This window comes from Achromobacter sp. 1012554356 (genome assembly GCF_059760815.1).
This window is the reverse complement of record NZ_JCBANC010000028.1, coordinates 65,887-80,358: the sequence shown is the minus strand read 5'-3', so window position 1 is coordinate 80,358 and position 14,472 is coordinate 65,887. Positions and strand designations below refer to the sequence as shown.

Here is a 14,472-nt window from a genome sequence, read left to right as displayed (position 1 = left end):
GGCCGGCCGGGGGCGGGCCCCGCAAGATTTTTCTCTCTCTCCCCACCGTGGGCAAGAACCTAAAGAACCCAATTCGCCCCGCCGCCCGTAAAGCTGAAACAAAAAAAGCTCGTCGCAGCGGGGGCGTCTTAAGAACTCAACGCCAAACCCACACCCCCGGCCACCAAAAACCGCCACCCGACTTACTGCTACACCCTTCAATGCCCCCCACCCAAATAAGCCGCCACCACAGCCGGATCATGCTTCAACTTCTCCGCACTCCCATGCACAGAAATCCGCCCGTTCTCCAGCACATACCCATAATCCGCCACATTCAACGCCGCCGCCGCAAACTGCTCCACCAGCAACATCGTCACCCCTTCCTCCTTGAGCCGCGCAATGATCCGGAACACCTCTTCCACCAGAATCGGCGCCAGTCCCATCGACGGCTCGTCCAGCAGCACCAGTTCCGGATTCAGCATCACCGCACGCGCCATCGCCAGCATTTGCTGTTCACCGCCCGAAAGCGTCCCAGCCAGCTGATCGCGCCGTTCCTTCAAGCGCGGGAACAGATCCATCGCCCGCCCCAAATCCGCCTGCACATCACCCTTCGGCCGGCTCCCCGTCAGACGCGGAAAAGCGCCCAGCAGCAAGTTGTCAGTCACCGACAGCGTCGGAAACACCCGACGCCCTTCCGGCGAATGCGCCAACCCCAGCCGCGCGATGCGATGCGACTCCATCCCATCGATCCGCTTGCTCCCCAGCGTGATCTCTCCCGCCGTCGGCCGGATCATCCCCGACAACGCCCGCATCGTCGTTGTCTTGCCAGCCCCGTTCGAGCCGATCAGCGTCACCACCTTGGCTTTGGGCACCTCCATGCTGATGCCGTGAAGCACCTTCACCTTCCCGTAGCCTGCTTCCAGATTCTTGATCGATAGCATCTTATTGTCCCCTTGGCGTCAGGCGGGCGCGCCGCCCAGATACGCCTCGATCACCTTGGCGTTGCTTTGCACTTCATTAGGCAGGCCCTCGGCAATCTTCTGGCCGAAGTCCAGTACCGATACGGTGTCGCAGACCCCCATCACCACGTCCATGTGGTGCTCGATGAGGATCAGCGTGATGCCGTGGTCGCGCACCTTGCGGATGATCGCCAGCAGCTCCACGATGTCAGGCGCCGTCAGGCCCGCGGCCGGTTCGTCAAGCAGCAGCAGTTGCGGATCCAGCGCCAGCGCGCGGGCGATCTCCAGCAGGCGCTGCTTGCCGTAAGGCAGGTTGCGGGCCTCTTCGCTGGCTAGCGATTCCAGGCCAACGAACTCCAGCAGCGCCATGGCCCGCGCCCGTGCGCCCTGTTCTTCGGTCTTCCACTTGGGCGTGCGCAGCGCAATGCCCGCCAGACCCGTCGTGAAGGTGTGATGCAGACCCACCAGCACGTTCTCCAGAGCGGTCATTTCGCCAAAGAGCTGCACGTTCTGGAACGTGCGGGCGATGCCGGCTTCGGCGATGTCGGCCGGCGGCAGGCCCACGAGCGACTTGCCGCCGAACTCCACGGCGCCGGCCGTCGGCACATAGATGCCGGTCAGCACGTTCATCATCGTGCTCTTGCCCGACCCGTTGGGTCCGATCAGGCCGTGGATGGTGCCGCGCTTGACGGTCAGGTCCACCTCATTCAGCGCCTTCAGCCCGCCGAACTGCATCAGCACGTTCTTGGCCGCGAGCAAGGTTTCGCCCTTGCCCGCCACCGCGTCCGGCACGGCGTCCTGTTCCTTCACCAGGTCCTTCTTCACCGCCAGCGCCGCACGGCGCGTCGAGAAGAACAGGTTGCGTACGAAGCCCACGATGCCGTCAGGCAGGTAATACACGACGAACAGGATCATCGCGCCGAAGATGGTCAGGCGCCAGTCGGTGACGGCTTCCAGCCAGTACGAGAAGATGGCCAGCACAATCGTGCCGATCACCGGCACCGCGACCTTGCGCGGCTCGGTGCGGCCCTTGGAGATGGCCACGGCGCTACCCACCGTCACCAGGATCGCCACGGCGAGCGCGATCAGGCGGAACGTGCCGATGTCGTCCAGCATCTTGGGCAGCAGCACGATGATCGAGGCGCCCAGCAGCGCGCCGGTGCGGCTCTTGCGTCCGCCCATGATGATCGCCAGCAGGAACAGGATCGTCAGTTCGAAGTTGTACGTGTTCGGCGAAATGTACTGCTCCGAATACGAATACAGCGCGCCCGCCAGGCCGGCAAAGCCGGCGCTGATGACGAAGGCGATCACCTTGTGCCGGTACACCGACACGCCCATGCAGTCGGACGCGATCGGGCTGTCGCGCAAGGCTTCGAAAGACCGGCCCAGGTGCGACTTCAGAATCCGGTGCACCACGATCAGCGAGATCACCAGCAGCGCGGCGACCAGCCAGAAGTATTCGGCTTTGGTCAGAACGTGGCCGGCAATGGACGGTTTGGCGATCTTGATGCCCAGCGGACCTTCGGTCAGGAACGTCATCTCGTTGATCAGGATCTGGATGATCGTGCCGAACGCCAGCGTCACCATCGCTAGATAGGGACCGGTGACGCGCAGCGCCGGCAGCGCCAGCACCGCGCCAAAGGCGGCGGCGATGACGATGGCGGCGGGCAGCGTCAGCCAGATGGGAATCTGCAAGTGAAAGACCAGCACGCCGGCCACGTACGAGCCGATGCCGAACAGGCCGGCGTGGCCCAGCGACACCTGGCCGGTGTAGCCCACCACGATATCGAGCCCGAACAGCAGGATCGAATAGATCATGATGGTTTCAATCAAGTGCAGGTAATACGTGTTGGTCACGCCCAGCGGCACGGCGGCCAGGCACGCCACGGCTACGATGGAAAGGAGCAGGTGCAGGGGTTTCATCGCTTACACCTTCTTGATCGCGGTCTTGCCGAACAGGCCGGCGGGCTTGAAGGTCAGAACGAGCAGCAGCAATACCAATCCCGGCACGTCTTTGTATCCCGTTGATAGATAGAAACCGGTGGTCGTTTCGGCGATCCCCAGGATCAGCCCGCCCACCACGACGCCCATCCCGCTGGACAGGCCGCCAATGATCGCGACGGCAAACGCCTTCAGGCCAAGCACCGCGCCCATCGTGGCGCCGGTCAGCGTCAGCGGCGCGACCAGCACGCCGGCGAACGCCGCGGTCAGCGACGACAGCGCGTACGAGAACGTGATGACCATGCCGGTGTTGATGCCCATCAGGCCGGCCGCGTCGCGGTCGTTGGATGTGGCGACGAAGGCTTTGCCGTAAATGGATTTGCGGTTGAAGATTTCGACCAGGATCATCATGCCCAGCGCGCCGAACACCACCAGCAGTTCCATCGGCAACACGTTCGCGCCCAGCACCTGGATGGGCGCCTCGGGCAGCGGCGAGGGAAAGCGCAGGTCGTCGCGGCCCCAGATGTTCTCGGCCACGTTCTTGAAGATGATGCCCAGCGCAATGGTGGCCATGATCCAGCCGAATTCCGATCGCGTCTTGATGGCGGGCCGCACGCCCACGCGCTCGACCAGCGCGCCTTGCGCAAAGCCGAAGATGCAGACGATGGGAATCATGACCCAGTAGTTCACGCCGAGGCCGACGAGCGTGAGGCCGACGAGCGCACCCAGCATCAGGGCTTCGCCCTGGCCGAAGTTCAAGGTGCCCGATGTGGCAAAGGTGAGCTGGTAGCCGAACGCAATGACCGCATAGATCATGCCTAGCGCGATACCGCTATAGATGAGCTGTAGAAGAATCATGGTGTGTGTCTTGAGGCGCTGTGTTCCGTCCCAACCCCCTTGGGCAGAACGCTGTTTTCAGGCGGCTGCATGCCCCGCGCCCGCAGCGTCGGGCGCGGCGGCGGCCGGGCAGCCGCCGCCTTCCTGCTTGTCGGGATTTAGTTGGCCTTGATGACTCGGCCGCCCTTGACCTCGCCGATGACCACTTCCTTCGCGGTGATCGCGTCGTGGTTGTCGTGCGAGAAAGGCTTGTTGTAGGTCATCACCACGCCCTCGACCGGGGTCTGCAGGTTTTCCAGCGCTTCGCGCACCTTGGGACCGTCGGTGGAGTTCGCCTGCTTGATGGCGGCGGCCAGCAGGAAGATCGAGTCATAGCCCTGCGCCGCCGACACCGGCGAGTCGATGCGGTTGTTCTTGGGCTTGAACTTGGCCAGATAGGCGTCGATGAACGCCTTGCGCTTGGGCGTGTCCGGATCCTGGATGAAGGTCTGCGGCATGCGCGCGCCTTCGCCGTTGGCGCCGGAGTTGTCGATGTAGTTGGCCATGGACAGCGTCCAGCTGCCGATGATCGGCACCTTCCAGCCCAGCTTGGTCATGCCGTTGGCAACCTGGGCGAGCTCGGGACCGATGCCGTAGGTCAGCACGGCCTCGGCGCCCGCGGCTTTGGCCTTGAGCAGCTGGGCCGTCATGTCGACGTCCTTGATGTTGAATTTTTCGACGGCCACCGGCTTGATGCCCTTGGCGTCCAGGGCCTTTTCCAGATCCTCGCGGCCGAGCTGGCCGTAGTTGGTGGAGTCGGCCAGGATCGCGACTTTCTTGAAGCCGCGGCGCGTGATCGCTTCTTCCACGATCATCGGGGCCTGGATGCTGTCGTGGGCCGCATTGCGGAACACGTAGTTGTCGGGGTATTCCGGCGCCTTGAACTGATGCGTGATCACGCTGCCGGTGGCCACGTTGTTGAACACCGGGATCTTGGCATCCTGGTAGAACCGTTGCGAGGCCAATGCGACGCCGGTATTGATGTAGCCGACGGTGGCGGTCACCTGTTCCTTGTTGATCAGTTCCTGCGCGATCTGCACGCCGCGCTCGTTCTTGGCTTCGTCATCGCGTTCGACGGCGACGAGCTGGCGGCCGAGCACGCCGCCGTTCTTGTTGATCTCTTCGATGGCGAGGCGCACGCCGTCGCGCATGCTGACGCCCATGGATGACGAACCGCCGGTGTAGGGGCCGGCCACGCCGATCTTGATGGGGTCGGCGGCGTGGGACGCGGCCGATACGGCAAATGCAAGGGTTCCTGCAAGCAGCTTCAAACGAAAATCCATGGATGTCTCCGTTGTAATTGGGTGAACTGCGTGGAAAGCCGTGTGCCGGCGCCAGTCGGCGGAGTGATGTTCTGTTGGCGCGCTCCTTTGTTGCGTGTCGTGACTGTCTGCTTAATCGCTTACGCGAATCTGACCCGGCGGTGCTTTTCCGCGTAAATACCTAGTGCGGATGCAAGGTTCCTTTCAGCTTGCTGAATGCGGCGCGATGGAGGGGCGCTGCGTTAAGCGTGCGTGGGCAATGCGTTGGCACTGCGTCCGCCGGCGTTCGGCAACGCAAGGCGTCCCGAAACGCGCGCAGTCACGCTGGCCGCATCCTAGCGATCAGGATGCGGCGTCGTGCGGAAATTCATTCCGTACATAACTGGAAATTTATTCCTGACTGGCCTGTGGCCCGCATGGCCATTGAGCTGCGCGTTTGCAGACCTCGGTGAGCCATAGGGAAAACGCCTGGGCCGCGCCGCCCGGTGCGCGTGTGGCTTCGGTGCACAGGTAGTACTGCGACTCGCCGGGGATCTCCACGTCCAGTACGCGAACGAGCTTGCCTTCGTCCAGCCACTCGGCGGCCAGCGACCGGCGCGTCAGCGCCACGCCCTGGCCGGCGCGCGCGGCGGCGAGCATCATGCCCAGATCCACCAGCCACACGCCGCGCGACGGCTCGGGCCAATCCAGTCCCGCCGCCGCCAGCCACGGACGCCAGGGCTCCATCGGGCAACGCAGCAGGTCGGCGCGCGCCAGGTCGGCGGGCCGCTTGAACGGGCCGCGCGCGGCCTGGTAGCCGGGCGCGCACACGGCGAACACCGGATCATGCGTGAGCGGGTGCGCATGCAGACCGGGATACTTGCCGCTGCCAAAGCGGATCCAGACGTCGGCGTTGGGCGGCATGATGTCCAGGTACGGAATGGACAGCATGATTTCGAGTTCGACGTCGGGATGCGCCGCGGTGAAACCGGGCAGGGCAGGGATCAGCACCTGCCGGGCGAACGTGGGCGTGGACACCACGCGCAGCGTTTCCAGCTTGGGCTCGTTGCGCTTGTGCAGCGAGGCGTCGGACAGCAGATCGAGCGCTGTGCGGACTTGTTCCAGGTATTCGCGCCCGGCCGCGCTCAGCGTCGCGCCACGGCTGCTGCGAATGAACAGCGTGACATCCAGCAGGGTTTCCAGCGAGGCGATGCGCTTGCCGATGGCGCTGGCGGTGACGAACAGCTCTTCGCTGGCACGCTCGAAGGAACCCAGCCGCGCGGCCGCTTCGAACGCCTGGATGGCGGCAAGCGGCGGCAGGCGCACGTCTTTGGAAGGGGAAGGTCCGCGCATGGAGCGGTGGCGGGCCGGCCCGGCGCCCGACAGAAAAGTGGTGAGGCGCCGATTATAAAAGTGCGGGCGCCGTGCCCATACTGGCGTAGCACTTGGGCGATCTGCAACGGTGTCTGACACCCGTGTGAGAGGGCGGTCACCTTGTGACGGCTACTCATGGGTGTCAGACACCTTCCAGAGAAGATCGACTGTTGGCCTGCGGGCCTCAGACGCCCTTGACCGCCAGGCTGATCGCCAAACCGGCCATGATCACGGCGATGATGCCGTCCAGGGCCCGCCAGGCCGACGCGCTGGCAAAGAAGGGGGCGAAGAGCCGCGACCCGATGCCCAGCACCGCCAACCACAGCAGGCTGGCCGTGAAGGCGCCGGCCGCGAAGGCCATGCGCGCGTCGTCGAAGCCGTGCGCGAGCGAGCCGACCACCACCATGTCCAGCCAGAAGTGCGGGTTGAGCAGCGAGAACCCCAGCGCGCCGAGCATGGCGGCGCGGCGCGACGGCACCACGTCGCGGGCGGCGGCCAAACCGCCCGTGGCGGTCCAGGCGCGGCGCGCGGATTGCGCCGCGTACCAGGTCAGGAAGGCCACGCCGAACCACAGCACGGCGGTCGTCAGCCAGGGGAACCACGCGGTCAGCGCCTGCAGGCCGGACACGCTGGCGAAGATGAAGACGGCGTCGATCAGCGCGCAGATGGCGACGACGCTCAGCAGATGCGCGCGCATGAGGCCCTGGCGCAGGATGAACGCGCTTTGCGCGCCCACGACGGCGAACAGGCCGAGGCCCGTGGCCGTGCCGCTGGCCCAGGCGGTGAGGAAGGCGGGGGATGACAAGGTGGCGAACATGGAAGGTGTACCTGTGACTGCAACGCCTGTGGCGGCGCTTTGATGGGTGGCCGAGCGCTGAGAGCGGTCGGCAATGCGTCATTTTCCCTTGCCATGTATATGAAATACAGCTAATTTTCCTTCACTATATTAAGAATTTCTAATCTCATGAAAATCGATCACGGCAACCTGCGCGCACTGGCGGCGGTGGTGCGCGAAGGCAGTTTCGAGCGCGCGGCGCTATCGCTCAGCGTCACGCCATCGGCAGTGTCGCAACGGATCAAGGCTCTGGAAGACCGGATGGGCCGGCTGCTGGTCCAGCGCACGGTGCCGGCCGCCGCCACGGCAGACGGCCAGGTGCTGGTGCAACTGGCCGAGCAGACCGCCTTGCTCGAGCACGACGCGCTGAACCGGCTGGGCGTGGCCGACGACGACGTGCCCCACGCCAGCATTCCCATCGCGGTCAATCACGACAGCCTGGAAACCTGGTTCGTCGACGCCGCCCTGCAGTTCGCGGCGCGCACCCGCGCCACGCTGGACATGCTGTCCGAAGACCAGGACCATACGGCCGCCCTGCTGCGCAATGGCTCCGTGCTGGGCGCCGTGACCACGCTGGCCGATCCGGTCCAGGGCTGCCGCATCCACGCGCTGGGCAGCATGCGCTACGTGGCCACCTGCACGCCCGACTTCCACAAGCGCTACTTCGCTTCAGGCGTCAACGCGCAGACGCTGGCGCAGGCGCCCGTCCTCGTCTTCAACCGCAAGGACGCGCTGCAGGCGCGCTTTGCGCACAAGATCGCAGACCCCGCACCGTGGGAACCGCCGGTCTGGTGGGTGCCGTCCACGCGCGCTTTCGTGCAGGCCACGCTGGGCGGACTGGGCTGGACCATGAACCCGCTGCCGCTCGTGCAGGAGCACCTTGATGCCGGTCAACTCGTCCTGCTGCGCGGCCGGGCCTGGGAGGACGTGCCGCTCTACTGGCAGCATTGGCGGGTAAACTCCGAGGCCATGGAAGCCTTGACCGACTCGGTGTTGTCAGCCGCCCGCAGCCTGGTCAGGCGCCGCTAACGTCTCAGGAGGACACCCATGAACATCCGCAAGTTTGCCGTTGTTGCCGCGATCGGCCTGTGCACCGCCGGTTCGGCGTGGGCCAAGGACTACAAGGTCGGCCAGGTCGAAGTCGACGATCTCTGGGTCCGCGCTTCCGCGCCCGGACAGGCCAACGGCGCGGGGTACATGGATATCGACAACGACGCCAAGGCGCCGGACCGCCTGCTGTCCGTGTCGTCGGACGCCGCCGAACGCGTCGAGCTGCATACCGTGCAGACCGAAAACGGCGTCTCCAAGATGCGTCAGGTCGAAGGCGGCATCGCGCTGCCCGCCGACACCGAGGTCAAGCTCAGCCCGGGCGGCTACCACGTCATGTTCATCAAACTGAAGGCGCCGTTCAAGGATGGCGCCACCGTGCCCGCCACGCTCAAGTTTGAAAAGGCGGGCGAAGTGGCGGTGCAGTTCAAGGTCATGCCGGCTTCGCATAATCCCGGCATGAGCCACGATCACGGCGCGATGAAGCACTGATCTTTGCGCCATCCGGCCAGTCTGCGCCCCTGCAGTGGCGCAGGCACCGGGCAGCCCGCGGCGCGTCATCGCCGCAATGCAAAAGGCCGACTCATCCGAGTCGGCCTTTTGCATGCTGTGCCCGCGCGGCGCGCGGATCAGCAGGCGGCGATCAATACAGCCCTTGCTGGCGCATGGCGTCGGCGACCTTGACGAAGCCGGCGATGTTGGCGCCGTCCAGGTAGTTCACGTATTCGCGCTCCGAATGGCCGTGGCGCACGCAGTTTTCGTGGATGTCGCGCATGATGGCATGCAGGCGAATGTCCACTTCCTCGCGGGTCCACGACAGGCGGGCCGAGTTCTGAGCCATTTCCAGGCCCGACACGGCCACGCCGCCGGCGTTGCTGGCCTTGCCCGGCGCGTACAGCACGCGCGCCGCAATGAAGGCCTTGGCGGCGTCCAGCGTGGCGGGCATGTTGGCGCCTTCGGCAACCGCCAGCACGCCGTTCTTGATCAGCGTCTGCGCATCCGACAGTTCCAGCTCATTCTGCGTGGCGCAGGGCAGCGCGACGTCGACGGGCACGTGCCACGGGCGCTTGCCGGCCTCGTACTGCAAGCCGAACTGGCGGGCATAGGTGTCCAGGCGGCCGCGCAAGTCATTCTTGATGTGCATCAGCGCCACGAGCTTCTCGTGGTTGAAGCCGGCTTCGTCGACGACGGTGCCGTTCGAATCCGACACGGTGATGACGCGGGCGCCCAGCGCCATGGCCTTCTCGATGGCGTACTGCGCCACGTTGCCCGAGCCCGACACGGACACGCGCATGCCGTCGAAGGACTTGCCGACGCGCTTGAGCATTTCCTCGGCGAAGTAGACGGTGCCGTAACCGGTGGCCTCGGGGCGGATCAGGCTGCCGCCGAAGGTCAGGCCCTTGCCGGTGAAGACGCTGGCCGTCGAGTTCGACAGCTTCTTCATCATGCCGGCCATGAAGCCGACCTCACGCGCGCCCACGCCGATGTCGCCGGCGGGTACGTCGGTGTCCGGGCCCAGGTGGCGATATAGCTCGATCATCAGCGCCTGGCAGAAGCGCATGACTTCGGCGTCGGACTTGCCTTTGGGGTCGAAGTCCGAGCCACCCTTGCCGCCGCCCATGGGCAGGGTGGTCAGCGAGTTTTTCAGGGTCTGTTCGAAGGCGAGGAATTTCAGGATCGACAGGTTCACCGACGGGTGAAAGCGCATGCCGCCCTTGAACGGGCCGATTGCGGAGCTGTGCTGGATGCGGAAGCCGCGGTTGACCTGGGCGCGGCCCTGGTCGTCGGTCCAGCAGATGCGGAACTGGATGACGCGTTCCGGTTCAACCAGGCGTTCCAGCAGGGCGTGCTCAGCGTAATGGGGATGCTTCTCGACGAAGGGCCACAAACTGAGCATCACCTCCTGGACGGCTTGCATGAACTCGGGTTGCTGCGGGTCGCGCGCGGCGACGCCACGCAGGAAGTCGTCCAGACTCTGCACTTTCACCATGATCTCCTCGGGGGTGCTTCGAATAGGTGCGGAAATTGCGCCAGATTGGGGCGCGATCAGTTTGTTTTGGTGCATGTCTGCACCCGTATGGTGCGGGGATTGTAGGGGCAAAATGTTGCCCTGCGCAAAGCGAAAAACCGCGCCATCACGTTGATATCAAACGGAATTTTCCGGTAGATAATTGGGGTCGTATCTAATCGGATGTGCTGGCGGATGCCGGGCGGAAAGATGCCTTTCGAACGGTAAGGCTTGAATTTCCAGGGGAAATTAATATGTCCCCGTTATTTTTCGATGAGCGCTCATAGGGAAAGTGGCGCGTCGCCCTAGGCAGCAGGCGCGTCCAGCGGCCGCAAGCGGGGGCGGCTGCCGGTCAAGCGCCATTGTTACGTCCCTATTTTTATCTTGAGAAAAATCACGCGCGCAGAGTGAAGTCGTAGTCGATCGTCAGCGGTGCGTGATCCGAGAAGCGCTCGTCCTTGTAGATGGCAACGCTGCGCGCCTTGGCCGCGATGCCCGGCGTGGCGATCTGGTAGTCGATGCGCCACCCGACGTTCTTGGCCCAGGCCTGGCCCCGGTTGCTCCACCAGGTGTACTGGTCGGGACGGTCGTCGATGGTACGAAACACGTCCACAAACCCGCGCTTGTCGAAAACGTCCGTGAGCCACGCGCGCTCTTCGGGCAGAAAGCCCGAGTTCTTCATGTTGCCCTTCCAGTTCTTCAGGTCGATTTCCTTGTGAGCGATGTTCCAGTCGCCGCAGATGACGAATTCACGGCCTGTCGTCTTGTGTTCGTGCATCAAGGCATCGATCCAGGGCCCGAACCGGTCGAGGAAACGATACTTTGCCTGCTGGCGTTCGTCGCCGCTGGAGCCGGAAGGCAGGTAGGCGCTGATGACGGACAGGTCCTTCCAGTCGGCGCGGATGATTCGGCCTTCGGGGTCGAACTCTTCGCAGTCCAGGCCATGGTTCACGCGCTCGGCCGGATCTCGCAAATAGATGCCCACGCCGCTGTAGCCCTTTTTCACCGCGTGGTGGAAGTGGCCGGTGTAGCCGGGCGGATGGCGCAGCTCGTCGGTCAGGTCGTCGTGGGCAATCTTGATTTCCTGAAGGCACAGCACGTCGGCGGCGTGCTTTTCCATCCACGGTTGCAGGCCCTTCTTAAAGGCGGACCGGATGCCATTGAGGTTGATCGACGTGATGCGCAGCAAAGCGAAACTCCTGAAATTCGGCCGCAGAGGAGGCGGACAATGCCAGGAATTTAACCGACTCTGCAACGGCAGCCGGGAACGGCCCCGACAGCGGATAAAATGCGGGGTCTGCCACCTACCGGATCTCCCTGCATGCCCGCCGCCCAGTCCTCCGTCACCGCCCTGGATTTCGTCCGTTTCGCCTTGAACGAGGGCGTTCTGCGCTTTGGCAGCTTCAAGGTCAAGTCGGGCCGCATCAGCCCCTATTTCTTCAATGCGGGCCTGTTCAACAATGGCCGCTCGGTCGGCAAGCTGGCGCAGTTTTATGCGCAGGCGCTGCTGGATTCCGGCGTCGAGTTCGACATGCTGTTCGGCCCCGCGTACAAGGGCATCCCGCTATCCACCGCCACCGCCGTGGCGCTGGCCGGCCACCCGGACATGCAGGGCCGCGGCGACGTGCCGTTTGCCTACAACCGCAAGGAAGCCAAGGACCACGGCGAAGGCGGCACCCTGGTCGGCGCGCCGCTCAAGGGCAAGGTCGTCATCATCGACGACGTCATCACGGCCGGTACTTCGGTGCGCGAGTCTGTGGAAATCATCCGCGCCGCCGGCGCTGAACCGGCCGCCGTGCTGATCGCGATGGACCGCATGGAGCGCGCCGGTCCGGACGACGCCCTGTCGCCGCACTCGGCCGTGCAGGACGTGGCCAAGACCTATGGCATCCCCGTGGTCGCGATTGCCTCGCTGACGGACATCCTGGCCCTGCTGCAGGACGACGCGGCGTTTGCCGAGAACCGGGATGCCGTACTGGCGTATCGGACGAAGTACGGGGTGAAGTAAGGGGTGAAGTAAGGGCGCGGGCGCCATTGCGTGGCTGCCCGACATCGGCCAAAGCCGCGCACGGCGGCCGAACCATAGTGCGCCAGCGGTTCGGCCAGATGCGGCGGCGGACCAAGCACGGGTATGCCGCACGCTTGTGCCGCGACACAGAGCTTCTGATCGAAGGTGGCGAGCGTTGCGCCGGTGGCCCGCGCTTGCCATTCCAGCGCGCTCCGCACGCATCGCCCCATGGGCGACTTCCAGGTGCCAGATCGTCGGCACGTAGGTGGCGTAATCGTCCAGCCCATCCAGAATGCGAAATGCGGCATCGCGGAAGGGCTGGCTGGGCAGGCCCAGCCAATTGAGGGCCACCGAGGCGTCAAGGACGAGTTTCATTCGTGCACCGGCTTTACCGCCGCCCACCAGCTTTCATAGCTGTCGTGCTGGACAGCTGGAAACGTCCTTATCGACTCCAGCGCCCAATGCGCGTTTTCGCTCATCATGGGATTAACTGGACGGATCTGGGCGTAGGGCTTGCCGTCGCGCAATACGACGATGCGAGCCCCTTGGTGTGCGGCTTCAATAAGCGAATCTACACGTTGGGGCATCTGTTCCAGAGGCACTTCGAAGTACGGAGACATGGTCGTCTTCCCATCAGACTTTGACCCTTCCATTCTTCGCCAAAGAAAAAGCCGCGGCAATCTGCCGCGGCCCTTGATTCAGTCTGATATTGCGCCGGTCCCCGCGAGGAGAACCGGGCGCCGATCAACTATCCAGCTTCTGCTTCAGCAGATCATTCACCTGCTGCGGGTTGGCCTTGCCGCGTGCAGCCTTCATGATCTGGCCGACCAGGGAGTTGAACGCCTTCTGCTTGCCGGCGCGGTACTCCTCGACGATGGCCGGGTTGGCGGCCAGCACCTCGTCGATCATCGCGCCGATGGCGCCCGTGTCGCTGATCTGCTTCAAGCCGCGCGATTCGATGATGGCATCCGCATCGCCGCCGTTCTCGCCGGACCACATGGCGCCGAAGACCTCGCGGGCGATCTTGTTGGAGATCGTGCCGTCGATGATGCGGCCGATGAGGGCCGCCAGCGCCGGCGCCGCGACGGGCGATTCGGCGATGGTCTTTTCTTCCTTGTTGAGCACGGCGGCCACTTCGCCCATGACCCAGTTGGACGCGAGCTTGGCCTGGCCTGCCGGCAGCGCGTGCGCCACGGCTTCGAAGTAGGCGGCCAGGTCGCGGCTGACGGTCAGTTGGGCGGCGTCGTAGGCGGGCAGGCCGTATTCCGTTTCGAAGCGGGCGCGCTGGGCGGCCGGCAGTTCGGGCATGGCGGCGCGGACCTCGTCCACCCACGCGCTGGAGATCACCAGCGTGGGCAGGTCGGGATCGGGGAAGTAGCGGTAGTCGTGCGCGTCTTCCTTGCTGCGCATGCTGCGCGTTTCGTCGCGGTCGGCGTCGTACAGGCGCGTTTCCTGGACGACGGTGCCGCCGTCCTCGATCAGTTCGATCTGGCGGCGCGCTTCATAGATGATGGCGCGTTCCAGGAAGCGGAACGAGTTGACGTTCTTGATCTCGGTGCGGGTGCCGAATTCCTTCTGGCCCACCGGGCGGACCGACACGTTGGCGTCGCAGCGGAATGAGCCTTCCTGCATGTTGCCGTCGCAGATGCCCAGCCACACGACCAGACTGTGCAGCGCGCGCGCGTAGGACACGGCCTCGGCGGCGGAGCGCATTTCGGGCTCAGTCACGATTTCGAGCAGCGGGGTGCCGGCGCGGTTCAGGTCGATGCCGCTGGCCGGGCTGCCATTGCCCAGGTTGAAGTCGTCGTGCAGAGACTTGCCGGCATCCTCTTCAAGGTGGGCGCGCGTCAGGTTGACGGTCTTTTCTTCTTCGCCGACGAAGAACGACAGCGAACCGCCCACCACCACCGGCAGCTCGTACTGGCTGATCTGGTAGCCCTTGGGCAGGTCAGGGTAGAAGTAGTTCTTGCGCGCGAAAACCGAGCGCGGCGCGATCTTGGCGCCGACGGCCAGGCCGAAGCGGATGGCGCGTTCGGCCGCGCCGCGGTTCATGACCGGCAGGCTGCCCGGCAGGGCCAGGTCGACTTCGTTGGCCTGCGTGTTGGGCGCGGCGCCGAATTGCGTGCTGCTGCCCGAAAAAATCTTGGAGTCCGTGGAAAGCTGCGTGTGCGTTTCCAGGCCGATGACGATTTCCCAGTTCATGT

The 14,472-nt window shown here is 64.5% G+C and carries 13 protein-coding genes; 3 read left to right on the top strand and 10 right to left on the bottom strand.

Annotated features, from left to right (window positions below; translation table 11 throughout):
• Window positions 1–197: 197 nt before the first annotated feature.
• From AC6LJW_RS16205 to AC6LJW_RS16180, 6 genes are all read right to left on the bottom strand, one after another.
• Window positions 198–920, bottom strand: a complete 723-nt coding sequence (locus tag AC6LJW_RS16205; protein ID WP_056560356.1) for an ABC transporter ATP-binding protein — start codon at window positions 918–920, stop codon at window positions 198–200.
• 18 nt (window positions 921–938) lie between these two features.
• Window positions 939–2,861: a branched-chain amino acid ABC transporter ATP-binding protein/permease gene (locus tag AC6LJW_RS16200; RefSeq protein WP_056560355.1), complete on the bottom strand. Its 1,923-nt coding sequence runs from the start codon at window positions 2,859–2,861 to the stop codon at window positions 939–941.
• A gap of 3 nt (window positions 2,862–2,864) precedes the next feature.
• A complete protein-coding gene (locus AC6LJW_RS16195) occupies window positions 2,865–3,737 on the bottom strand; it encodes a branched-chain amino acid ABC transporter permease (protein WP_006216335.1) in 873 nt (290 codons plus the stop codon).
• A 137-nt stretch (window positions 3,738–3,874) separates the two neighbouring features.
• Window positions 3,875–5,038 carry an ABC transporter substrate-binding protein gene (locus tag AC6LJW_RS16190; protein WP_056560352.1) on the bottom strand — a complete coding sequence of 388 codons (1,164 nt, stop codon included), beginning with the start codon at window positions 5,036–5,038 and terminating at the stop codon, window positions 3,875–3,877.
• 369 nt (window positions 5,039–5,407) lie between these two features.
• On the bottom strand, window positions 5,408–6,349 hold the full coding sequence (locus AC6LJW_RS16185; protein ID WP_498087752.1) for a LysR substrate-binding domain-containing protein: 942 nt from the start codon (window positions 6,347–6,349) through the stop codon (window positions 5,408–5,410).
• Between the two features lie 205 nt (window positions 6,350–6,554).
• Window positions 6,555–7,187, bottom strand: coding sequence for a LysE/ArgO family amino acid transporter (locus AC6LJW_RS16180; protein WP_056560348.1), 633 nt, complete (start codon window positions 7,185–7,187; stop codon window positions 6,555–6,557).
• A gap of 147 nt (window positions 7,188–7,334) precedes the next feature.
• On the opposite strand from AC6LJW_RS16180, the gene AC6LJW_RS16175 reads away from it, so the two are divergent.
• Both AC6LJW_RS16175 and AC6LJW_RS16170 read left to right on the top strand, forming a co-directional pair.
• Window positions 7,335–8,234 (top strand): LysR family transcriptional regulator ArgP, encoded by a 900-nt coding sequence (locus AC6LJW_RS16175; protein WP_056560345.1) that lies wholly within the window; start codon window positions 7,335–7,337, stop codon window positions 8,232–8,234.
• 18 nt (window positions 8,235–8,252) lie between these two features.
• Window positions 8,253–8,744, top strand: a complete 492-nt coding sequence (locus AC6LJW_RS16170; protein ID WP_056560342.1) for a copper chaperone PCu(A)C — start codon at window positions 8,253–8,255, stop codon at window positions 8,742–8,744.
• Between the two features lie 151 nt (window positions 8,745–8,895).
• Here the strand turns inward: AC6LJW_RS16170 and gdhA are convergent, their stop codons facing one another.
• Together gdhA and AC6LJW_RS16160 are read right to left on the bottom strand one after the other, a co-directional pair.
• Window positions 8,896–10,242 carry an NADP-specific glutamate dehydrogenase gene (gene gdhA, locus AC6LJW_RS16165; protein ID WP_498087751.1) on the bottom strand — a complete coding sequence of 449 codons (1,347 nt, stop codon included), beginning with the start codon at window positions 10,240–10,242 and terminating at the stop codon, window positions 8,896–8,898.
• Window positions 10,243–10,654: 412 nt separating this feature from the next.
• The gene (locus AC6LJW_RS16160) at window positions 10,655–11,449 is read right to left on the bottom strand and encodes an exodeoxyribonuclease III (RefSeq protein WP_056560336.1); all 795 of its coding nucleotides are present in this window, start codon (window positions 11,447–11,449) and stop codon (window positions 10,655–10,657) included.
• 132 nt (window positions 11,450–11,581) lie between these two features.
• On the opposite strand from AC6LJW_RS16160, the gene pyrE reads away from it, so the two are divergent.
• Complete coding sequence (pyrE, locus tag AC6LJW_RS16155; RefSeq protein WP_056560333.1) at window positions 11,582–12,268, top strand: orotate phosphoribosyltransferase; 687 nt, start codon at window positions 11,582–11,584, stop codon at window positions 12,266–12,268.
• A 371-nt stretch (window positions 12,269–12,639) separates the two neighbouring features.
• Here pyrE and AC6LJW_RS16150 read toward each other — a convergent pair whose 3' ends face one another.
• Both AC6LJW_RS16150 and gatB read right to left on the bottom strand, forming a co-directional pair.
• The gene (locus AC6LJW_RS16150; RefSeq protein WP_156395079.1) at window positions 12,640–12,888 is read right to left on the bottom strand and encodes a type II toxin-antitoxin system Phd/YefM family antitoxin; all 249 of its coding nucleotides are present in this window, start codon (window positions 12,886–12,888) and stop codon (window positions 12,640–12,642) included.
• A gap of 124 nt (window positions 12,889–13,012) precedes the next feature.
• Window positions 13,013–14,470, bottom strand: a complete 1,458-nt coding sequence (gene gatB / locus AC6LJW_RS16145) for an Asp-tRNA(Asn)/Glu-tRNA(Gln) amidotransferase subunit GatB (RefSeq protein WP_498087755.1) — start codon at window positions 14,468–14,470, stop codon at window positions 13,013–13,015.
• Window positions 14,471–14,472: the final 2 nt, after the last annotated feature.

What these genes read in the sequence shown, in the direction of transcription:
- AC6LJW_RS16170 (WP_056560342.1), top strand. Translation starts at nt 8,253, where the DNA reads ATGAACATCCGCAAGTTTGCCGTTGTTGCCGCGATCGGCCTGTGCACC.
- AC6LJW_RS16205 (WP_056560356.1), bottom strand. Translation starts at nt 920, where the DNA reads ATGCTATCGATCAAGAATCTGGAAGCAGGCTACGGGAAGGTGAAGGTG.
- pyrE (WP_056560333.1), top strand. Translation starts at nt 11,582, where the DNA reads ATGCCCGCCGCCCAGTCCTCCGTCACCGCCCTGGATTTCGTCCGTTTC.
- AC6LJW_RS16175 (WP_056560345.1), top strand. Translation starts at nt 7,335, where the DNA reads ATGAAAATCGATCACGGCAACCTGCGCGCACTGGCGGCGGTGGTGCGC.
- AC6LJW_RS16200 (WP_056560355.1), bottom strand. Translation starts at nt 2,861, where the DNA reads ATGAAACCCCTGCACCTGCTCCTTTCCATCGTAGCCGTGGCGTGCCTG.
- AC6LJW_RS16185 (WP_498087752.1), bottom strand. Translation starts at nt 6,349, where the DNA reads ATGCGCGGACCTTCCCCTTCCAAAGACGTGCGCCTGCCGCCGCTTGCC.
- AC6LJW_RS16195 (WP_006216335.1), bottom strand. Translation starts at nt 3,737, where the DNA reads ATGATTCTTCTACAGCTCATCTATAGCGGTATCGCGCTAGGCATGATC.
- AC6LJW_RS16190 (WP_056560352.1), bottom strand. Translation starts at nt 5,038, where the DNA reads ATGGATTTTCGTTTGAAGCTGCTTGCAGGAACCCTTGCATTTGCCGTA.
- AC6LJW_RS16150 (WP_156395079.1), bottom strand. Translation starts at nt 12,888, where the DNA reads ATGTCTCCGTACTTCGAAGTGCCTCTGGAACAGATGCCCCAACGTGTA.
- AC6LJW_RS16180 (WP_056560348.1), bottom strand. Translation starts at nt 7,187, where the DNA reads ATGTTCGCCACCTTGTCATCCCCCGCCTTCCTCACCGCCTGGGCCAGC.
- gatB (WP_498087755.1), bottom strand. Translation starts at nt 14,470, where the DNA reads ATGAACTGGGAAATCGTCATCGGCCTGGAAACGCACACGCAGCTTTCC.
- gdhA (WP_498087751.1), bottom strand. Translation starts at nt 10,242, where the DNA reads ATGGTGAAAGTGCAGAGTCTGGACGACTTCCTGCGTGGCGTCGCCGCG.